The sequence below is a fragment of the Actinosynnema sp. NPDC059335 genome (assembly GCF_042752395.1).
Lineage (GTDB): Bacteria > Actinomycetota > Actinomycetes > Mycobacteriales > Pseudonocardiaceae > Actinosynnema.
Window position 1 is genome coordinate 26,068 of sequence record NZ_JBHYXZ010000062.1, and the last position, 19,823, is coordinate 45,890.

The 19,823-nt window shown below is 73.9% G+C and carries 15 protein-coding genes; 9 read left to right on the top strand and 6 right to left on the bottom strand.

All coding sequences use genetic code 11. The features are described 5' to 3' along the window. Positions 1 to 225: 225 nt before the first annotated feature. The 3 genes from ACFXGA_RS20470 to ligD form a co-directional block, all read right to left on the bottom strand. Positions 226 to 1,389 (bottom strand): YbdK family carboxylate-amine ligase, encoded by a 1,164-nt coding sequence (locus ACFXGA_RS20470; RefSeq protein ID WP_378090133.1) that lies wholly within the window; start codon positions 1,387 to 1,389, stop codon positions 226 to 228. A 239-nt stretch (positions 1,390 to 1,628) separates the two neighbouring features. Then, positions 1,629 to 2,066, bottom strand: coding sequence for a hypothetical protein (locus ACFXGA_RS20475; protein ID WP_378090135.1), 438 nt, complete (start codon positions 2,064 to 2,066; stop codon positions 1,629 to 1,631). Between the two features lie 126 nt (positions 2,067 to 2,192). Next, entirely contained in the window at positions 2,193 to 3,209 is a 1,017-nt protein-coding gene (gene ligD / locus ACFXGA_RS20480) for a non-homologous end-joining DNA ligase (RefSeq protein ID WP_378090137.1), read from the bottom strand. 100 nt (positions 3,210 to 3,309) lie between these two features. Here ligD and ACFXGA_RS20485 point away from each other — a divergent pair, with 100 nt between their 5' ends. From ACFXGA_RS20485 to ACFXGA_RS20500, 4 genes are all read left to right on the top strand, one after another. Beyond that, positions 3,310 to 3,501 carry a hypothetical protein gene (locus tag ACFXGA_RS20485; protein WP_378090139.1) on the top strand — a complete coding sequence of 64 codons (192 nt, stop codon included), beginning with the start codon at positions 3,310 to 3,312 and terminating at the stop codon, positions 3,499 to 3,501. A gap of 238 nt (positions 3,502 to 3,739) precedes the next feature. Continuing rightward, positions 3,740 to 5,983 carry a glycosyltransferase family 39 protein gene (locus tag ACFXGA_RS20490; RefSeq protein ID WP_378090141.1) on the top strand — a complete coding sequence of 748 codons (2,244 nt, stop codon included), beginning with the start codon at positions 3,740 to 3,742 and terminating at the stop codon, positions 5,981 to 5,983. Continuing rightward, the gene (locus tag ACFXGA_RS20495) at positions 5,980 to 6,996 is read left to right on the top strand and encodes a glycosyltransferase family 2 protein (protein WP_378090143.1); all 1,017 of its coding nucleotides are present in this window, start codon (positions 5,980 to 5,982) and stop codon (positions 6,994 to 6,996) included. Before ACFXGA_RS20490 ends, ACFXGA_RS20495 begins: the two co-directional genes overlap by 4 nt. Before the next feature lie 118 nt (positions 6,997 to 7,114). Further along, entirely contained in the window at positions 7,115 to 8,569 is a 1,455-nt protein-coding gene (locus ACFXGA_RS20500) for a glycosyltransferase family 2 protein (protein WP_378090145.1), read from the top strand. Positions 8,570 to 8,597: 28 nt separating this feature from the next. On the opposite strand, the gene ACFXGA_RS20505 is transcribed toward ACFXGA_RS20500, so the two are convergent. Beyond that, positions 8,598 to 9,734: a glycoside hydrolase family 27 protein gene (locus ACFXGA_RS20505; protein WP_378090147.1), complete on the bottom strand. Its 1,137-nt coding sequence runs from the start codon at positions 9,732 to 9,734 to the stop codon at positions 8,598 to 8,600. Between the two features lie 335 nt (positions 9,735 to 10,069). Between ACFXGA_RS20505 and ACFXGA_RS20510 the strand changes: the two genes are divergently transcribed. Both ACFXGA_RS20510 and ACFXGA_RS20515 read left to right on the top strand, forming a co-directional pair. Beyond that, positions 10,070 to 12,235: a tetratricopeptide repeat protein gene (locus ACFXGA_RS20510; protein ID WP_378090149.1), complete on the top strand. Its 2,166-nt coding sequence runs from the start codon at positions 10,070 to 10,072 to the stop codon at positions 12,233 to 12,235. A gap of 529 nt (positions 12,236 to 12,764) precedes the next feature. Next, complete coding sequence (locus tag ACFXGA_RS20515; protein ID WP_378090150.1) at positions 12,765 to 13,439, top strand: DUF4253 domain-containing protein; 675 nt, start codon at positions 12,765 to 12,767, stop codon at positions 13,437 to 13,439. A 79-nt stretch (positions 13,440 to 13,518) separates the two neighbouring features. On the opposite strand, the gene ACFXGA_RS20520 is transcribed toward ACFXGA_RS20515, so the two are convergent. Further along, positions 13,519 to 14,424: an oxidoreductase gene (locus tag ACFXGA_RS20520; RefSeq protein ID WP_378090151.1), complete on the bottom strand. Its 906-nt coding sequence runs from the start codon at positions 14,422 to 14,424 to the stop codon at positions 13,519 to 13,521. Positions 14,425 to 14,555: 131 nt separating this feature from the next. Here ACFXGA_RS20520 and ACFXGA_RS20525 point away from each other — a divergent pair, with 131 nt between their 5' ends. Beyond that, positions 14,556 to 15,437: a helix-turn-helix transcriptional regulator gene (locus ACFXGA_RS20525; RefSeq protein WP_378090152.1), complete on the top strand. Its 882-nt coding sequence runs from the start codon at positions 14,556 to 14,558 to the stop codon at positions 15,435 to 15,437. A gap of 209 nt (positions 15,438 to 15,646) precedes the next feature. Then, positions 15,647 to 16,090: a hypothetical protein gene (locus ACFXGA_RS20530; RefSeq protein WP_378090153.1), complete on the top strand. Its 444-nt coding sequence runs from the start codon at positions 15,647 to 15,649 to the stop codon at positions 16,088 to 16,090. 79 nt (positions 16,091 to 16,169) lie between these two features. On the opposite strand, the gene ACFXGA_RS20535 is transcribed toward ACFXGA_RS20530, so the two are convergent. Beyond that, on the bottom strand, positions 16,170 to 18,968 hold the full coding sequence (locus ACFXGA_RS20535; RefSeq protein ID WP_378090154.1) for a BTAD domain-containing putative transcriptional regulator: 2,799 nt from the start codon (positions 18,966 to 18,968) through the stop codon (positions 16,170 to 16,172). 196 nt (positions 18,969 to 19,164) lie between these two features. Between ACFXGA_RS20535 and ACFXGA_RS20540 the strand changes: the two genes are divergently transcribed. Next, positions 19,165 to 19,659 (top strand): hypothetical protein, encoded by a 495-nt coding sequence (locus tag ACFXGA_RS20540; protein ID WP_378090155.1) that lies wholly within the window; start codon positions 19,165 to 19,167, stop codon positions 19,657 to 19,659. Positions 19,660 to 19,823: the final 164 nt, after the last annotated feature.

A 19,823-nucleotide genomic window follows, 5' to 3' on the forward strand; every position in this document is an offset into this window, starting at 1 on the left:
GCGACTACCCCGCGCGCCGCCCGCGGCGGGGGCCCGCCGCGCCCCGGGGCCCCCCGGGGCGGGGGTGTCGTCCCCGCGCGCGGGGCGGGCTCCCGGCACGCGAGCCCCGGGGTGCTCCAGGCGTTCCCGCTCCCCGACCGACCGCCATCCTGACGAACGCGTTCGGGGCGGATCTCGCAGGTGCCTGCCGAGCACGGGGCTGTCGCGTCAACCGTCCGCACGAAGTCACCCGGTGGCGGAGTCCCGACCCCCGGTGTCCCCGGTCAGCATGGCGAGCGCGCCCGCCACGCCGTGCCGTGCGGCGGCGAGGCGTTGTCGCATGGCACCGTTGCCGTGGGCGAGCAGCGTGCGGAGCAGTGCGCGGGTCCGGTCCAGGTCGCCGGTCGCGGCCAGGGCGTCTTCGGTGTGCCGGTAGAGGCGCGACGTCATCGCGTGCGGTGACGTGCGGGCGCCGGTCCACGGGTCCACGGCGGGGCCGTCGAGGCCGTGGCGGGCGGCTGCCCACAGCGCGTCGCCGAGCACGGCGTCGCCGGACCGGCGTGCTTCACGGCCGGCGTCCAGGTCGTCCAGCGCGGTGCGCACGAGGGCGCGGACGAGGGCGGCGTAGAGCACCGCCTCGTCGGTCGTGGCCGTGGTGTCGGCGACGCGCACCTCGACGGTGGGCAGGTGGTGCGACAGGCGGGCCAGGCGCGAGCCGCCGTGGCCGGGCGGGATCAGCCCGCACTCGCCGAGCCGGGCGAGGTCGGCGTCGTACTCGGCGGCCGAGCCGAACCACGGGGGGATGCCGCAGGCGGGCAGGCGGGCCAGGACCATCATCCGCCAGCTGTGGTACCCGGTGTCCCGGCTCCGGCGGAAGGGCGAGTTCGCGGTGAGCGCCAGCAGGGTCGGCAGCCACGGCGCCAGGTGGTTGAGCACGGCCACCCCGGTGTCGCGGTCCCCGAGCCCGACGTGGACGTGGCAGCCGCAGACCTCCTGGTCGGCCAGTGCTCCCGCGTAGGCGTCGCTCATCCACGCGTAGTGGCCGTCACGCCTCGGCGGCGCCGTCTCCGCGCCGAACAGCGGGTGCCCCACCGGGACCAGCTCCAGCCCTTGCGCCCGGGCCGCGCGGCGCAGCGCGGCGCGGTTGCCGGCGAGCTGCTCCCGCAACCGCGCGAGGTCCGAGCAGACCCCGGTGCTCGCCTCGACCTCGGTGTCCCACAGCTCGCGCGTCGCCCGACCGCCGCCGGCCAACCCGGTGGACGCCAGCCCGTCCAGCACGGCCGCGGCGCTGCCCACGGGGAGCAACGTCTCCCGGCTGACCAGCAGGAACTCCTCCTCCACCCCGACCGTCACGCCGGCGTCCTCGGACAGCACGGTGGACGCCCCGCGCGCGGTGTCCTCGGCGCTCATGGCTCACCGGTCCCCGGGGACCCGCTCCGCCGCCCGGTCGGAGCCGCCGACTGCGGTCCACGCCGCGGTTCGAGGGGCCGACGAGTCCTCGCCCCCGCCCCGTGACCCCGTGCCGCCCATCCCCGCCTCCGTCCTTCGTGCGCGGTCAGTGCCACGCGACTCTGGAACCCACGAGTTCCCCGACAGGGCCCCGCGAACCCCCGCTGCACGGCGGAACACCGGCAGGGGTCACGGGGACTTCACTCCACCAGGTGCGTGACCTCACGAGACCACGGGGGTGAATTTCCCCCTCTGCCGCAGTCACCGTCCGGAGAGGACGGCTCGACCGGCTCCGACGCCGTCGGGCGACCGGTCGCCACCTGTCGGGGCGAGGCCCCGGGTTCGTCGGCGAGCCGAAGGGATTTCAGGAATGCCACCGCGGCCCGGTGCGCCGGTCCCTCCGGCGGCACGACCTCCAGCAGCGCGACCAGGGCCAGGAGGCGGTCCTTGTCCACGGCCTCGAAGTACCGCACCAGGTAGGCGTTCCAGCGGCTGTCCAGGCGCAGCAGCACACCGCCGCCGTGCAGCGCGTCGACCAGCGCCGGCGTCCCGTCGTGCTCCTCGACGCGCCAGCCCGGCAACCGCGCCACCAACCACCGGAACCGGTCGACCGCCCGCTCGTACTCGCGCCGCTGCACGCGACCCACCCCTCGATCCCACCGACGACCCGCCGCGGTCACGGACGGGTGCACGGCGGCCGGGGAAGAGCCGCGCCCGGATCATCGCACGCGTGTTCGATTCCTTGTCAAGGCGAATCGCCCCGGTCAGGGACCGGGGTGGCGGACGTCCGCGGGCTCGAGGTCGTCGCGCAGGCCGCGCCAGGACGGGTGGCGGAGCCGGTGGTCGGTGGTCCAGTGCCGGAACTCGACCTCGCCGACGAGCACCGGCTCGACCCACTGCGCGTCACGGGCGAACTCGCGCGGGACCGGCGTGCCGAACGGGCTGGTGGAGCGCCGCAGCCGGGCCAGGCGTCGCCGCATGTCCACCAGCGCCTGGTCGGTGAACCCGGTGCCGACGTGGCCGACGTAGACCAGGCCCGTCTCGTCGTAGACCCCCAGCAACAGCGACCCGACCGTGCCCGAGCGCCGCCCCTGGCCCGGCTTCCACCCTCCGACGACGACCTCCTGGGTCCGCCGCAGCGGCGTCTTGACCCACGCCGGCGAACGCCGCCCCGGCTCGTAGCGGGACGTGACGCGTTTGCTGACGATGCCTTCCAGCTCGTGCTGCTCGGCGACGTGCAGGATCGTCGCCGGTTCGGTGTCGGGGAAGCTCGGCGGCACCTGGATCGCGTGCTCGCCGGGCAACTGCAACGCGGTCAACACCGCCCGCCGCTCCAGGTAAGGCCGGTTCCACACCGGGCGACCGTCCACCACGAGCACGTCGAACACGTAGTAGGCGACCGGGGCCACCCGCAGCGCCCGCACACCGAGCGCGTGACGGGTGCGCCGCTGGAGCAGCTGGAAGCTGGGACGCCGGTCCGGGCCGAGGGCGACGATCTCGCCGTCGAGCACCACGGTGCGCCCGCCCACCACCTCCGACAGCACCCGCAGCTCCGGGAAGCGGTCGGTGAGGTCGAGCTGGTTGCGGCTGAGCACCCGCACCCGACCGCCCTGGCAGTACGCGATCCCGCGGTAGCCGTCCCACTTGAACTCGACCGCCCACCCCGGTCCGGTGGGCGGTTCGCCCAGGGTGGCCAGCATCGGCGCGATGACGGGCTGGTCGCCGGCGGCGATCGCCGCGTGTTCCACCTCGACCACCTCCGGCACCGACGGGGTGTTCATCGTGACCGGGATCGAGGCGGGGCGCGAGCGCAGCGCCCGACAGGCGGCCCCTCGCGCCACACGAGTGGCGGACGAGCCCGCCACCAGGCAGCATGACGGCGTGACGAACCCCTACGCCATCGAGACCGAGGACGGCTACCACGAGCAGGCCGAACGGCTCGGGGCGACGAGGGACCACGCCGACCGCGTCCTGCGCCGGGCCGTCACCGACGCCGCCACGACGCCCGGCACGAACCCGTACCGGCTCGCCTACCTGCAACTCGCCGCGGACCTGAACCGGAACCCCGAGTAGCCGCCGTTCGACGCTCCTCGGCGGCCCGCCCCACGTCGCGGGCTCGCGGTACGTCGGCGCCGCGCCGGGTCCGTCACCTGCACGGGTGCAAGAGCGGACGACCGGACTCGTTCCGTTTGCGGGAGTGGATCGTGGCACCCATGCTCGGTCGCGGAAGAGGGCCGTCGGGTGATCGTGGCCCGGTCGCTTCCCCGCGTCACGCGACGAGCCGGCCTTCCCACGAGGAGTGACCACGTCCATGCCCAGCCCCGGTCCATCCGCGCCGCGCATCGCCGAGGGCGTCGCCGTGGTCGTGTCCGTCCAAGGGGATCGGGGCGACCTGGCCGTCGCCGTGGACGACCTGCTGTCCACCTTGGACCGGGTCGGGGAACGCCACTGCGTGCTCCTCGTGCTCCCCGACGACGGCCCGGCCACCACCGGCGACGTCGCCGAGGGGTTGGCCACCCGCTACCCGGACCGGGTGCGGGCCGTCCGCCGCGGACCCGGCAACGGCGAGCCGACGGGCCTGGCGGCGGCCTTGGCCGAGACCGACCACCGGCGGATCTTCCTGACCGACGGCCGCATCCCCGCCGCACGCCTGCCTCCCCTGCTCGCGACGGCGCGGACGGAACGGGCCGACCTCGTCGTCGCGTACCGGCGCGGCCCCGGCGACCGACCGCGGCGACGGATGTCGTGGCTGCGGGCGGTGGTGCCCCCGGCCGCGTCGCGCACCGGCCGCCCGGGTCCGGGCCACTACCTCGTCGACCGGCGGACCCTGACCGACCTGGACCTGGTCCCGCGGTCCGCCGCGGCACGCGGCGAACTGCTCGCCGAGCTGCGCCGGCGTGACGCGAGGATCCTCGTCGAGCACGTGCCCGGACGGCACCGCCCCCCGGTGATCACGCCCGCGGCCCGGAAGGGCCTGGTCCGCCGGGGCCTCGCCCGCGTGGTCGCGCCACGCGACCCGCTCCTGCGGGCGGTGGTGGTGGTCGCCGTGGCGTTGTCGGTCGGCGCCTGCGCCGCGGTGGCCGCGAGCGGGATGACGCTGGCGTACCCGGACGCGGTGTCGCACCTGCTGATCAGCCGCCGGGTGCTCGACGCGTCCACGCCCGGCGCCGCACAACTCGGCGGGGTCTGGCTGCCGCTGTCGCACGTGCTCGCCCTGCCGCTCGTCGGCCACGAGTCGTGGTACCACACGGGCGTCGTGCCGAGCGCCGTGTCGATGTGCGCCTACGTCGCCACCGCGTCCTGGCTGTACCGCATCGGCTTCGCGCTCACCGGCCGCCGCACGGGCGCGGTGACCACGGTCCTGGTGTTCTGCGCCAACCCCAACGTCCTGTACCTGCAGAGCACCCCGATGACCGAGGCGCTGCTGCTCGCCTGCCTGGCCGCGGCGACCTGGCACCTGCTGCGCTGGTGCCGGGAGGGCGACTACCGCCACCTCCTGGCCACGGCCGTGGCCGTCCTCGGCGCCACGCTGGTGCGTTACGAGGGCTGGGTCTTCCTGGTCGCGGTGGCGGTGGTCGTCGGCGTGTGCTCCTGGCGGCGGGCGCGGGCGCGACCGAAACCCTCCGTCCTCGTGCGGGCCGACCTGGTGTTCTTCGGCTGCCTGGCGGTCAGCGGCGCGGTCGGGTGGGCGCTGTGGAACGCCGCGATCTTCGGCGACCCGCTGAACTTCGTGCGCGGCGAGTTCGCCAGACCCGCCCTGTGGGTCGGCGCGGACGAGCGCGCCGTGGGCGACTGGGCCGTGTCGTCGCAGACCTACCTGCACGCCGCACGCCACGTCCTCGGCCCCGTCGTGCCGGCGGCGGCCGTGATCGGACTGCTCTGCTTCACGTGGCGGACCAGGCTGCGCGACGAGGCGCCGGCACTGCTGCCGCTGCTGGTGTTCCTGCCGTTCTTCGTCGTCGCGCTCCACTCCGGGCAGCGCCCGCTGCACGTGCCCGAGATCAGCGGCGACCTCTACAACGTGCGCTTCGCGCTCGTCCTGGTGCTGCCCGCGGCGGTGTTCACCGGGTACCTCGTCGCGCCGGCCCACCGGTCGCCTATCCGCTTCCTGCCCGCGGTCGCCGCGCTCGTGGGCTGCGCCCACCTGGCCCTGACCGGGACGGCCACCCTGCAGGAGGCCGCGGCCTTCCGCGCGGGCGCCACCGAACGCGTCAACGCCCGCGCCGCGGCGTGGCTGCGCGAGCACTACGACGGCGGACGCGTGTTGATGCAGTCGTGGGGCAACGAGACCGTCGCCTTCGCCTCCCGGATACCCACGGCCAAGGTGATCTACGAGGGCAGCTTCCGCCAGTGGGAGGCCGCGCTCGCCGACCCCGCCGGCCAGGCCGTCCGCTGGATCCACCTGCGCCGCACACCCGGCGGCGAGGACGAGGTGTGGCGGCGGCTGCACGACAGCCCGTCGGTCCACGCCGGCTACGAGCAGACCTACGCCGACGACCACCACGTCATCTACCGGCACGTGGAACCCCGAGCACCGGAGCGGCACAACGCATGAACGGGACGCAACGATCCATCGCCTACGTGTTCCCGGTCTTCAACGAGGCGGAGAACATCGAGCTGCTCCACGACACGGTGTGCCGGGTCACCCGGGACCTCGCCGACCGCTACCACTTCACCTTCATCTACGTGGACGACGGCAGCACGGACGACTCCGCCGGCCGGTTGCAGGCGCTGGCCGACGCGGACGACCGCGTCACCGTCATCGAACTGGCCCGCAACTTCGGCCACCAGACCGCGATCACCGCGGGCCTGGACCTCGCCGACGCCGACGCGGTGATCGTCATGGACAGCGACCTGCAGGACCCGCCACGGGTGAGCCTGGAGCTGATCGCGCGGTGGCAGCAGGGCTACGAGGTGGTGTACGCCCAACGCCGCTCACGCCGCGACTCGACGTTCAAGAAGCTCACCGCCAGTGCGTTCTACCGGGTTCTGCGCGCGATCGCCTCGGTCGACATCCCGCGCGACACCGGCGACTTCCGGCTCCTGGACCGCAAGGTGGTCGACGAGCTGCGCAAGTTCCGCGAGCGCGACCGGTTCCTGCGCGGGCTGGTCAGCTACATCGGCTTCCGCCAGACCGGCGTCCTGTTCGACCGGGACGAGCGGTACGCCGGCGCCACGGGCTACCCCCTGGGCAAGATGGTGCGGCTGGCCGCGGACGGCCTGCTCGGCTTCTCCGTCGCGCCGCTCAAGCTGATCAGCCGGCTCGGCTACGGCATCTCCCTGCTCAGCTTCCTCGGGATCCTCTACGCGGTCGGCGTGAAGGTCCTGGCGCCGGAGACCGCGGTGCCGGGCTGGGCCTTCACCGCCATCGCGCTGTTCTTCCTCGGCGGGGTGCAGATCACGATGCAGGGGGTGCTGGGCAGCTACATCGGCCGCACCTACGCCGAAGCGCAGAGACGACCGCTCTACACCGTCTCCTCGGTGCGCACCGCCGCCCCTCCCCGCACGCCGACGCCGACCGCGCCGGACCGGTCCGCGCAGCCCGGCGAACGGATGCTCAACCGGTGACACCCCACGTCCTCCACCGCGAGGTCGCCTTCCGACCACGACGACGGGCCGCGGTCACGGTGATCGGCCCCGACGAGGAGGACTTCGTGCACCACCGGAGCGCGGGAGCCCGTCGCGCATGACGACCGACCTCCCGCCGCACGACGTGGGCCGGCCCGTCCTCCCCGAGCGGTTCAGCGCGCGCAGGCTGCTCAGCCACGGCCAGCAGGTCGCCCTGGTGGCGGCGTCCGTCGTCCTGGCGGGTGCGGTCGTGGCCGGCGCCGTGACCACCGCCGCGCCGGGTCCGCTGTGGTGGGCGCAGGCGTCGGTGGCCGCGGTCACGACCGTCTACGTGGCCCTGATCTCCTTCCGGTGCCTGCTGGTGGTGGCCGGCCCCGGCGCCCGGATCATCCGGGCGGGGGACGGCGACCCGGCCGCCGACCACGACCTGCCGCCCTACACGGTCCTCCTCCCCGTGCACCGCGAAGAGGTGGTGCTGCCCGCGCTGGTCGAGACCATCCACCGGCTCGACTACCCCGACCAACGGCTCCAGGTGCTGCTGCTGGTCGAACAGGACGACGACGTCACCCGTGCCGCGCTGGACCACCTCGACCTGCCGCCCGCGTTCGAGGTGGTGCTCGTCCCCGAGGGAGGCCCCCGCACCAAGCCCCACGCGTGCAACGCCGGCCTGGCCCGCGCCACCGGTGAGCTGTGCGTCATCTACGACGCCGAAGACCGCCCCGAAGCCGACCAGCTGCGCAAAGCCGCCGCGGCGTTGCGCGCCCAACCGGACCGGGTGGTGTGCCTGCAGGCCGAACTGGCCTACTGGAACCCCTGGACGAACTGGCTGACCCGCAACTTCGCCGCCGAGTACGCCGTGAACTTCGCCCTGGCACTGCGCGGCCTCGACCGCTTCCGGCTGCCCATCCCGCTGGGCGGCACGTCCAACCACTTCCGGGTCGACGCCCTGCGCGCCCTCGGCGGCTGGGACCCCCACAACGTCACCGAGGACGCCGACCTGGGCGTGCGCATCGCCCGCCGCGGCTGGGAGGTGCGGATCTTCGACTCCGTGACCTACGAGGAAGCCAACAGCGAGCTGGGCAACTGGGTGCGCCAGCGCAGCCGCTGGATCAAGGGCTACCTCCAGACCTGGCTGGTGCACATGCGCCACCCCTGGCGACTGCTCCGGGACCTCGGACCCCGGGGGTTCCTCGCCTTCCAGCTGACGTTCGGCTTCACCACCCTCACCACGCTGGTCAACCCGCTGTTCTGGTCGCTGACGTGCCTGTACCTCGTCACCGGCCCGGATCCGATCCAACCGCTGTTCAGCCCGGCGGTGCTCTACGCCGGAACCGCCGCCATGCTGGGTGGCAACCTCGCCATGCTGTACCAGTTCATGGCCGGCTGCATGCAACGCGGCCTCCAGCGCGCCGTGCCGACCATGCTCACCGTCCCCCTGTACTGGGCCCTGATGAGCGCCGCCGCCTACAAGGCACTCGTCCAGCTCCTGCGCCCCGGCAAGCGCCACCACTGGGAACTCACGCGCCACGGCCTGGTCGGCGACCACGAGGAACGCCACGTGCTCCCGGGCTGACCCGCGCTGGTGAACCGCGCCGGGGCGGTCACGTCAGCCAGACCCGGTAAGCCACGACGGAGTGGGCCGGCACGCGGGCGCGCACCTCGTCGGTGGTCGTGCTCTGCTCCTTGCTCCACAGGTCGAACACCCGGTACCCGGCCGCGGACGGCAGGCCGACCGCGTCGACGGTGATGCCGATCTCGCGATCGGACACCCCGCGGTTGAACAGCACCACCACGGCCGACCCGTCCGACATCGGCTTCGTCCACACCTCCTGCTCGCCGTCGTCCCGCAGCCGGAACCCCTGCTTCCCGCCCCAGTCCTGGTTCACCGCGATGAGGTCGCGGTCCAGGAGGATGCCCTTCGTCCCCGGGCTCATCACCCTGAGGTCGTTGCCCGCGATCAGCGGCGCGTTCAGCAGCGCCCACATGGTGAAGTGGGCCCGGTCCTCGTGCTCGGCCATGCCCCCGTTGCCGACCTCCAGCATGTCCGGGTCGTTCCAGCCGTTCGGCCCGGAGTACCCCTCCAACCCGACCTGGAGGTCCAGCAACGCCGTCCAACTGGCCCAGGAGTCGGCGATGTCGCGGGTCGTGCGCCACAGGTGCCCGCCCGCCTTGCGCCCCCAGCCCTCCCACGGGCGCTCGTGCCCCCACTCGCAGATGGCGAACACGATCGGCCTGCCCGACTCGCGCAACGCGCGCCCCATCCTCGCGTACCGCTCGGCCGCGGGGCTGCCGTCGTTGTTGCAGTTGTCGTACTTGAGGTAGTCGACACCCCACTCGGCGAAGCTCCGCGCGTCCACCTGCTCGTGCCCGAGGCTGCCGGGGTAACCCGCGCACGTCCTCGCCCCCGCGTCGGCGTAGACCCCGAACTTCAACCCGCGCTCGTGCACGTAGTCCGCCACCGGCTTCAGGCCGTGGGGGAACTTCGCCGGATCCGGCGCCAACCGGCCCTGCTCGTCCCGTTCGCGCGCCATCCAGCAGTCGTCCAGGTTCAGGTAGGTGTAACCGGCGTCGCGCATCCCCGATTCGACCATCGCGTCCGCCGTCTCGCGAACCATCCGCTCCCCCACGTCACACCCGAACCGGTTCCACGAGTTCCACCCCATCGGGGGAGTCGGCGCCAAACCCGCCGACACGGAGCGCACCGACGACGGCGCGACCCCGCAGACCACGGCAACCATCACCACCGCGACCGCGACCCGAGCTGCCGACCGGCGCACGACACCCCCGTGGGACAAGACGACGTGGCTCAACGCAACCAGCACCGGCCGGCGGAGGAAACCGGGGAGCCGATTTTTCACCGAGCCGTGGGGCGCTTGGCGGGCCGGCCCGTCACCCGTGCCACGACGAATCCCGCTGGACGCACTCGCCGAGCCCTTGCCGACGAGGCCGCCGAGGTCGTCCTCACCGGGGTCCGGATCCCGCGCACGAACGCGATCACGGAACGGGGATCGCCCCCGGATCACCCGCTCCGTGGTAGGCCGGGCCAGGATTGTTCCCGGAGGTGTGATCCACGATGTCGGAGTCGACGGAGCCCTTGCCGGACGAAGGAGCCTCAAGGGTCGTCAACACGGTGACCGCGACCTCGGTGGGTGTCGCCGCACAGGTGGGTGTCGTTCACGGCGGCCTGCACCTGCACACGCCCTCCGACGTGGTCGTCCCTCGTCAGCTGCCCCTGCCGCCGAGACCTTTCGCCGGCAGGGGCGACGAGTTGGCGGCGTTGGACAGGCTGCTGGGCGTCGCGGCCGGTGAGGACGCCACGCGGGAGGCGCCGGCGCTCGCCGTGATCGGAGGTGTGGGAGGGATCGGCAAGACGTGGCTCGCCCTCCACTGGGCCCATCGCCGCGCGACGCGATTCCCGGACGGCCACCTGTTCGTCGATCTGAGGGGGTTCAGCCCCGAGGCCGACCCCGTGTCGCCCGCGACGGCGTTGCGGGGGTTCCTCCTCGCGCTGACGGGGAGACCCGACGCCGTCCCCGACGACACCGACACCAGGGCCGCCCTGTTCCGCAGCATCACCGCCGACCGGAAGGTGCTGATCGTCCTGGACAACGCGAGGGACGCCGCCCAGGTCGTCCCGTTGCTCCCGGGCGGTGCCGGGTGCGCCGTCCTGGTCACCAGCCGTCGAGTGCTGGGCAGTCTGGTCGGCAGGCATGGCGCGCACCTGATGGGCTTGGACGTCCTGAGCGATTCCGAGGCCCACAGCCTGCTGGTGCACAAGGTCGGTGTCGCTCGGGCCGCGGCCGAGCCGGACGCGGTACGGGACCTCATCCGTTCGTGCAAGGGCTTCTCGTTGTCGCTGGGCGTGATCGCCGCTCGCGCTCACGTCCACGCGAACATCCCACTGGCGGAGTTCGCGGCCGAACTGCGTGACGAAGGGATCGACGCGTTGGCCGACGACGATCCCGCAGCCGACCTCTCCGCCGTCCTGTCCTGGTCGTACCGGGTGTTGACCACCGAGCAGAAGAGGACGTTCGCGCTGCTCGGGATCGCACCCGGGCCGGACATCGCGTTGCCCGCAGCGGCGAGCCTCACCGGGCTGTCCGCCTCGGCAGCGGGACGGGCGCTGCGGTCCCTCACCGAGGCATCGCTGCTCAACCGGCAGCCGGACGGGCGCTACTCGATGCACGACCTCGTCCGCGGCTATTCCGCCCTCACCGCGCGACGCGAGTTGACGGAAGACGTCAGGAGGGCGGCCCTGACGCGCTCCGTTGACCACTACCTGCACACCGCGCTGACCGCCGACCGCATGCTGTACCCCCATCGAGAGCAGCCACGACTCGACCCGCCGACGCCGGGAGTCCGCCCTCAGCCCATGGGCGACGCCGCGGCGTCCCTCGCGTGGTTCGTCACCGAACGGTCCAACCTGCTCGCGGCCCAGCACACCGCCGCCCGGCTCGACCGGCATCACGCCGTGTGGCAGCTGGCGTGGGCGCACGCCACGTTCCACGCCTGGCGGGGGCACGCGGAGGACCGCCTCGCGCTGTGGCGAGCCGCCGTCGCCGCGGCTGAGGAGCTGTCCGAGCCGGCCGTCCTGGCCTTGGCACTCCGGCACCTGGGGAGGGCGCACGCGCGACTGGGCCGGCACGACGAAGCCGTCACGCACCTGAGCCGGGCACTGGTGGCGAGCCGGCGTCTCGACGATCCCGTGCACGAGGCGCACGTCCACTACCAACTGGCACGGACGCTCGGGCGCGCAGGGGATCTCGCGCGAGCGCTGGAGCACGCCACCCGGGCCAGGCGGCTGTACCGGGGCATCGACCGACCGATCTGGGAAGCCGATGCACTGAACGAGATGGCGAAGCTCAAGCTCGCGCTCGGCGACCACGACCGTGCACGCGACGACTGCCTGACGGCGCTCGCCACCCACGGCCGCCACGGCAACCGCGGCGGTGAGGCAGCCGTTCGGGAAGTCCTCGGTCACATCGACCACACGACCGGCGACCACCACGCGGCGATCCGCCACTACCAACGAGCGCTCGCCCTCCATCGCGACCACGGCAGCACCTCCGAAGCCGCGACCACACTGGATCACCTCGGCCGGGCGCATGCGGCACTCGGCCGGCACCGCCAAGCCCGTGCCGCATGGCAGGAAGCAGCGGCGCACTACCGGGAACAAGGCCTCCGCGGCGAAGCTCTCGACATCCAAGAGCGACTGGACGCCCTCGGCGGACACACCTGACGACGACCCGGCACGGGGGGTACCGCGCCCGGACGCGCTGTCATGCCGAACGGCGGACGTCGGCTTGCCGGAGCCTGGTCGATGAGCCTGCCGACGTCCGTGGGGTCGTGCGTGGCTGTCCGGCGACATGGGGAACGTGCCCCGGTAAGACGTCCGGCGCGGACTCCGCCGACCGACGGGCACGGTTGGCGATCTCCGGGCATACGATCCGGTCATGATCTCCGAACCGCCGCTGCCCGCCGATCTGCGGGCGCTGTTCGTCGACGCGGCCGATGCCGGTCGGTCGCTGTCGGTTCCGCTGCCGCCCGGCCGCCCCGGCGTCCCCCCGGGGGGGGGACACCGGCGGGCCGGGGGCCGGGCGCCCCGCAACGGCCCCGGGGGGGGTGTGGGCGGGGCGGCGCGCGGCGTGGGCGCGCGGCGCGCCGCCGCCCCCCCGCCCCCCGCGGCCCCCCGCGCCGGCCGCCCCCCCCCCCCCCCCCCCGCGTTCTGGCTCGGCGACGGGCCGGCGCCGGCCGGGCTGTGGACGCGGTTGCGTGCCGAGCACGGCCGGTCGGGGTTGTGGCCGCTGCTGTTGGACTCCCTGGACGACGAGGACGAGGAGTACCGGCCCTGGGCGAACGGCGAAGTGCTGCCCGGTGACATGTCCTCGCCGGGTGACCACGATCCGGACGCGGTGCTGGCGCGCTGGTGGGCCCGGAACACCGAAGGGGATCCCGACGACCTGCTGACGCCGGCCGAACGCGCCGCGGTCACCGCGCCGTTCGGCCGCACCTGGCCCGGGTTGGCGCCCACTCCGCCGCTCGCCGCGGACCCGGACCGCATCGCCGACGGGCTCGCGCAGCACCTCCTGGCCGGTCACCCGTCACTGCGCCTGGGCCTGGTGGCGGCGGACCGGGGCGCGGACGCGGTGACCGCGGCCGGTTGGACCGGCCCGGCGAACCACACCGGCGACACCGCCGAGATCTCGGCGGTGCTGCGCGGTTGGGAGGAGCGGTTCGGCGCGCGGGTCGTGGGCGTCGGGTTCGCCACGCTCGTGCTGAGCGTCGCCGCGCCTCCCCGCACCCGCGAGGGCGCGTTGGCCGTCGCCGCCGAGCACTTCGCGTTCTGCCCGGACAACGTCTGGCAGGGCGAACCTCCCCACACGCTCGCCGCCTACGCCGACCGGCTCGTGGACGACCACTCGTGGACCTTCTGGTGGGACTGACGGCCACCGCGCTCACGTGCGACACGGGAGACGGTCGCCGGCCTCGGTGTCGCCGCCCGTCGACCGGTGACCGCCGGGTTCAGAGGTAGCGGACGCCGGTCAGCTCCTCGGCGGCCGACCAGAGTCGCCTGCCGACCTCCGGATCGGCGGCCTCCCGGCTCAACCGCGCCCCGGCGACGGGGCCCCGCGTCTCCCAGAGCCTGGACGGGCCGAAGAACTGGCCGCCCCGCACCCCCGGTCCGATCGCGGCGCGCACCTGCGGCTGCGCGCCCTGCTCCACCGACTGGGTGCCCAGGAGCCCGAGCCGCGCGATCACCCTGCCGATCCGCCCCCGGTGCTCCCAGGCACGCGGGGTCAGGTTGGTGCGGGTGAGGCCGGGGTGGGCCAGCACACTGGCGATCGGCGACCCGGCGGCGCGCAGCCGGCGGTCCAGTTCGACGCCGAAGACGGTGGTGGCGAGCTTGGACCGGCCGTAGGCGGCAGCGGCCCGGTAGTCGCGCTCGAACATCAGGTCGCCGAAGTCCAGGTGCGCGGTCTTGTGGGTGATCGAGCTGAGGTTGACCACCCGGGCCGCCCGCGCCGCGGCCAGGGCGCCGAGCAGCAGGCCGGTGAGCGCGAAGTGGCCCAGCATGTTGGTGCCGAGCTGCAACTCGAAACCGTCGGCGGAGGTACGGCGTGGTCCGAGCAGCACCACACCGGCGTTGTTGACCAGCAGGTCGATCACCGGGTGGTCGGCGGCCAGCCCCGCCGCGAACGCCCGCACGGAGGCGAGCGACGCCAGGTCCAGCTCGCGCACTTCGACGTCGCCTTCGATCCGGCGGGCGGCCTCCCCGCCGGCGGCCGGGTCGCGCACGGCCAGCACGACGCGGGCGCCGCGGCGGGCCAACTCGGTGGCGGTGACCAGGCCGAGGCCCGAGTTCGCGCCGGTCACGACGGCGACCCGGCCGCGCAGGTCGGGGAGGTGGTCGGCGGTCCGTTCGGTCATCTGCTGCTCCTGGACGTGTCGGTGCTCCGGACCGACGACGCTAGGAGCGATCCGTGACATCTCGCTGGTTCGCGGTTGCCCGGGTCTGGGAGTCCTACCTTCGCCGGCCGGGGCCGGGGCACACTGGCGCCGTGAGCAGCCCTCGTCCGCACGCCCGGGAGTTCGGGGACTTCCTGCGCGCCAGGCGCGGCCGGCTGCGCCCGCACGACGTCGGTCTGGAGCCGGGCGGCCGGCGCAAGGTCACCGGGCTGCGCCGCGAGGAGCTGGCCCTGCTGGCCGGGCTGAGCACCGACTACTACCAGCGGATGGAGCAGGGCCGGGAGGTGCGCCCGTCCGACGACGTCCTGCACGCGCTCGCCGGCGCGCTCGGCCTCGACGACCGGGAACGCCGCCACCTGTTCGCGCTGGCCCACGCCGCCCGACGGCCGGTGCCCGCGCCGGTGGACCGCGGTCCGGAACGGGTGCCGAACAGCACGCGGCGCCTGCTGCGGGTGCTGGACACCCCGGCGGTCGTCCTGGGCCGGCACCTCGACCTGCTCGACTGGAACCCGATGGCGGAAGCGCTGCTCGGCAGCCCGGACGGCTATCCGCCCGACCGGCTCAACATGCTCCTGCTGATGTTCGAGGACACGCTGACCGGCGAGCGGAGCTGCCCGGACTGGGAGCGGCAGGCCCTGGACTACATCGGCATGATGCGCGCCGCCGTCGCCACCGACCCCACCCACCCGCGCGCCACCGCGATCGTCGGCGAGCTGAGCATCCGCAGCGCCGAGTTCCGGCGGCTGTGGGCCCGGCACGAGGTGCGCGAGTCGGTCAGCGGCACCAAGACCTTCCGGGTTCCCGAGGTCGGCGACATCACCCTGGACTGGGACACCTACCCGCTGCCGGGCAGCCCCGGCCCGGTCGTGCTCGTCTTCACCGCCGAACCGGGCAGCGCCGACGCCGACCGCCTGCGACTCCTGGCGTCCTTGCACGCGACCCGCTCGGAGCCTCCCGGGAAGGGCTGCTCCTGACGTCCGGGCGGCCGGACCGGCTGACCACGACGATTGAACGGCCGGGCATTCCGCGTGGCCCACGAATTGATCACCACTCGTCCGATCGCGCCGACGCAAATGTTTCGCCACCGGCTGCGCCTTCGCGTCCGTTCGGCTTACTGCCAAACGCGCGCTCCCGTGCAAAAGTAGGGCCCGGAGTCCTCTTCCGTCGCCCTTGGAGCGCATTCATGACATCAAAGGTGCTGTTACGCCTGGCCGGGGTTCTCGGTGCCGCGCTGTTGTCCGTCACGGTGGCCGCGGTCCCCGCGCAGGCGACCCTCGATTCCGGTCAACCCGTGAGCATCCAGCTCCGCGGTTACTCGTCCACCGGGGCCGAGACCCTGGTGGGGCGCATGACCGGCACCATCCGGTTCGACAGCGGCAACTCGCTCTTCCGGGTGGACGCGACCGTGGAACGGCAGTCGAGCTACGTCGACAGCAAGGTCTACATCGAGGTGAACGGCTCGTCTTATGACGCCGTCTACCAATCCGGCGCCATCGCCCGTGATTTCCCCTACGGTGGCACCGTGCAAAACGTCCGGCTGACCCTGGAAGGGCTGTACTACGACGGCGCGACCAATACGGTGAAGACGGTCAAGCGCAGCGCGTTCTACGACAACCCGTTCAACTGAGCCATTCCGGCCCCGGGTGGCGCCGGGAGGTGGTGGTGCGCGGGTCGAAGGACGTCCCGGTCGTGCCACGACCACGGGTTCAGGTCGTCCCCCGGCGGACCGCCGCGTCGAGGTCGGCGAGGTGCGCTTGGACGCGCTCGGCGTCGGCGTGGCGGCCCTGCCGGCGGTAGAGGTCCAGTGCCTCCTGCCACGCGGCGCGGGCTCGGGTGTGGTCGCCCAGGGCGGTGTGGGGGTGGCCGAGGTTGTTCAGGGTGTCGGCGGCCTCGGTGGTGTTGCCGACCGTGCGGTACAGGGCCAGCGCTTGCCGGTAGTGGTCGATGGCCTCGCGGTGGTGGCCGGTGTGGTGCTCGATCCAGCCGAAGCTGTCCAGGGTGTCCGCCTCGCCGTCGGGGTCGCCGTGGCGGCGGTAGAGGTCGAGGGCGGCCCGGCAGTGCTCGCGGGCGTCGTCGTACTCGCCGACCCGGGCGGCGTACCAGCCCACCATGTTGAGCGCGGTGGCTTCCCACACCGGGTGGTCGAGGGCGCGGAAGAGGTCCAGGGCGTGCCGGGCGTGCTCCAGGGCCCGGTGGTCGTCCCCGTGCTGTTCCCAGGCCCACGTGAGGGCGTGCTGGGTGTGGGCCTGCTGGGTGAGGTCGTGGTGCTCGCGGGCGAGGGCGAGGGCCCGGTGCAGGTGGGTGATGGCGCGGTCGTGCCGCTCCAGTTCGGCGAGGGCGTGGCCGAGCAGGCGGTGGGCGAGGATCCGGGCGGCCGGATCGGGCAGGTGGGCGGCGGCGTCGGCGGCCGCTTGCCACACGGCCAGGTCGTCGTGGACGTGCCCGCGCAGGCGGTGGAAGGTCCCCAGGCTCCACGCGATCTGCCACACGACCCGGTGGCGCCGACGGGTGGCGGCGGTGTGCTGGACCGCCAGGAGGTGGAGGTGGTGGTCGTCCATCCACGCCAGGGCGGCCGCGCGGTCGGGCAGCCGGAGGGGCCGGGACCCCGGCACGGGCGGGTCGAGCCGGATCTCCGGTCGGTGGGGGTTCAGGAGCCGTTCGGCGTGGTGGGCGGTGTGCAGGTGGAAGTCCGTCAACCGCTCCAGGGCGGCCTCCCGCTCCGGTTCGGGCAGCTGGTCGGCGGCGGAGGCGGCGAAGGCGCGGACCAGGTCGTGCATCGCGTGGCGGCCGTGCGGGTGCCGGTCGAGCAGCGAGTGGTCCTCCAGGACGCGCAGGGCCCGGCGGGCCTCGGCCGTGGTCAGGCCGGTGAGGGAGGCAGCGGCGGGCACGTCGATGTCCGGGCCGGGCGCGATGCCCAGCAGCACGAACACCATGCGCTGCCGTGCGGTGAGGCGGTGCAGGGACCAGGACAGCACGGCGGGCAGGCTGGCGGTGACGTCGGTCTCGTGGTCGAGCGCGTCCAGGCCCGGTTCGCGCAGTTCCGCGGCCAGCTCGGCCAGCGGGAGCCGGGGACGGGTGGCGGCGTGCCGTGCGGTGATCGCCAGGGCCAGGGGGTGCCGGCCGCACAGCCCGACCAGCTCGTCCACGGCGTCGGGTTCGGCGTCGGTGCGGTGCGCGCCCAGGCGGGACGTCAGCAGGGCGCGGGATTCGCCGGGGGTGAGCACGCCCAGGGGCAGGTGGTGCGCGCCGTGCCGGTCGATCAACGACGGCAGGCTGGTCCGGCTCGTGACCAGCACGGTGCAGGTGGGGCTGCCCGGGAGCAACGGGACGACCTGGTCGGCGGTGGCCGCGTTGTCCAGCACCACCAGCGCCCGTCGCCCGGCCATCAGGCTGCGGTACAGGACATCCGGGTTCGACTGGGCGCGGTCGGGGGCGACGCCCAGGGCGGCGAGGAAGCCGCGCAGCGCGTCGGCCGGGTCGACCGGGTCCCCGGCGGGGCTGAACCCCTGGAGGTCCACGAACAGTTGCCCGTCGGGGAACCGGTGCAGGTTGCGGTGCGCCCAGGACAGCGCGAGCCAGGTCTTGCCGATCCCGCCCACACCACCGATCGCCACCGTCCCGGTCACCACCTCCCCGGACGCGTCGCCCGAAGCCCCGAGCAGCGCGCGGTCGAGCGCGGCCAACTCGGGGACGCGGCCGGTGAACGGCGCGGGAGCGGCGGGCAGTTGGCGCGGCGTCACCGGTGACCGGTCCTCCTCCGGAGCGGTCAGGTCGGGGTCCGCGGACAGGATCCGCTGGTGGAGCCGCCGCAGTTCCGACCCGGGCTCGGCGCCCAGTTCGTCGGCCAGCCGGGCGCGCAGGCGCCGGTACTGGTCCAGGGCCTCGGCCTGGCGGCCCGCGCGGTAGAGCGCCAGCATGAGCTGCGCGGTCACGTGCTCGTTCAGCGGGTGCGCGGTGGTGCGGTCGGTGAGTTCGGGCAGCAGCGCGGAATGCCGCCCGAGCCGCAGCGCCAGGTCCAGGCGGTCGGTGTCGGCGGCGAACCGCTCCCGCTCCAGCGCGTTGCGCACCGTGGTGGTCCACGGTGTGTCCAGCCCCAGCAGCGCCTCGCCCCGCCACAACGCCGACGCCCGCTCGGCCAGTTCGAGTGCCCGCGCCTGGTCCGTCTCGGCGCGCGCGAAGGCGACGAGCCGGCGGAACCGGTGCACGTCCACCGCGTCCTCGTCCACGACCAGCTCGTACCCGTTCGCCCGGTGCACGATGTGGGCCTCGTGGGTGTCCCGCAGCGCCCGGCGCAGGCGCGACAGGTAGCCGTAGAGGGTGTTCCGACCACCGTGCGGCACCCGGTCGCCCCACGCCCGGTCGAGCAGTTGGTCGGCGGACAGCCACTGGTTGGCCTCGATCAGCAGCACCGCCAGCACGCACCGCTGCCGGGCGTGGCCCAGGTCGACCGGTCGTTCCCCGATGGTCGCCCGCACCGGCCCCAACACGCGGAACTCGACCGCCACCACGGGACTCCCCTCGACGACCGGCCCCCTGGTACCGGTCTAGCAGGGGCGTCCGGCGGTTGCAGGTTTCCCGCAGGTTTTCGTTCGTTCGGTCGAGCAAGGTGGCGACGTGGCGGGAACCGGGCGGGGGAAGCGGACCGACGCCGGAGGGCAGTCCGGCGTCACCGTTCCCCGCCGTGCTTCGACGGGGGTTCGGATGAACCGCGCAGGGGATCGGGCCCGTGCGCGATTGCCGCTGCCGCTCGCCGCGCTGCTCGGCGTCCTCCTGGCCGCGGGGTGCTCGTGGGGCGCGGAGATGGAAGCGCTGGGAGCACGTCTCCAGGAGGCCGGCTACACCGAGATCGGCGTCGGCCACGTCAACACCAACGGGTACGACCTCGTGCAGGTCGAGGCCACCAAGCCGGCGGCCGACGACAACGGCGTCGAGATAGCCCGCCTCGTCTGGCACACGTACGCGGAGGAGGTGGACCAGGTCGCGATCACCCTCAACGGCACCACCCGGTCCGCCACGAGGGACGAGTTGCTGGAGGAGTTCGGCCCCCGCCAACTCGACCCGAACCCGGACGAGGACACCGATCCGGTCGACGTCCTGATCCGGGTGGCCGTCGTCATCCTGGTCATCGTCGTCCTGGTCAAGGTGCTGGGCTTCCTCGGCCGCCTCGGCCGCGGGTCGGGACCGGGGAGGCTGTGACCGGCTGCCGCCGGCAGCACCGGGCGGTCGCCGAGCGGCACACCGGAACCCGGGACGGCGCCGCCGCGCCCCGGAACGGGTCACGCGGCGACGCCGCCCGGGGGGGGGGGGGGCCCCCCCGGGGGGGGGCGCCCCCCCCCCCCCCCGCCCCACCCCCCCCGGGC

Excerpts from the sequence above, each read along its gene's own strand:
- ACFXGA_RS20520 (WP_378090151.1), bottom strand. The coding sequence starts at position 14,424 with ATGACCGAACGGACCGCCGACCACCTCCCCGACCTGCGCGGCCGGGTC.
- ligD (WP_378090137.1), bottom strand. The coding sequence starts at position 3,209 with ATGAACACCCCGTCGGTGCCGGAGGTGGTCGAGGTGGAACACGCGGCG.
- ACFXGA_RS20530 (WP_378090153.1), top strand. The coding sequence starts at position 15,647 with ATGACATCAAAGGTGCTGTTACGCCTGGCCGGGGTTCTCGGTGCCGCG.
- ACFXGA_RS20505 (WP_378090147.1), bottom strand. The coding sequence starts at position 9,734 with ATGGTTGCCGTGGTCTGCGGGGTCGCGCCGTCGTCGGTGCGCTCCGTG.
- ACFXGA_RS20490 (WP_378090141.1), top strand. The coding sequence starts at position 3,740 with ATGCCCAGCCCCGGTCCATCCGCGCCGCGCATCGCCGAGGGCGTCGCC.
- ACFXGA_RS20495 (WP_378090143.1), top strand. The coding sequence starts at position 5,980 with ATGAACGGGACGCAACGATCCATCGCCTACGTGTTCCCGGTCTTCAAC.
- ACFXGA_RS20470 (WP_378090133.1), bottom strand. The coding sequence starts at position 1,389 with ATGAGCGCCGAGGACACCGCGCGCGGGGCGTCCACCGTGCTGTCCGAG.
- ACFXGA_RS20510 (WP_378090149.1), top strand. The coding sequence starts at position 10,070 with ATGTCGGAGTCGACGGAGCCCTTGCCGGACGAAGGAGCCTCAAGGGTC.
- ACFXGA_RS20500 (WP_378090145.1), top strand. The coding sequence starts at position 7,115 with ATGACGACCGACCTCCCGCCGCACGACGTGGGCCGGCCCGTCCTCCCC.
- ACFXGA_RS20540 (WP_378090155.1), top strand. The coding sequence starts at position 19,165 with ATGAACCGCGCAGGGGATCGGGCCCGTGCGCGATTGCCGCTGCCGCTC.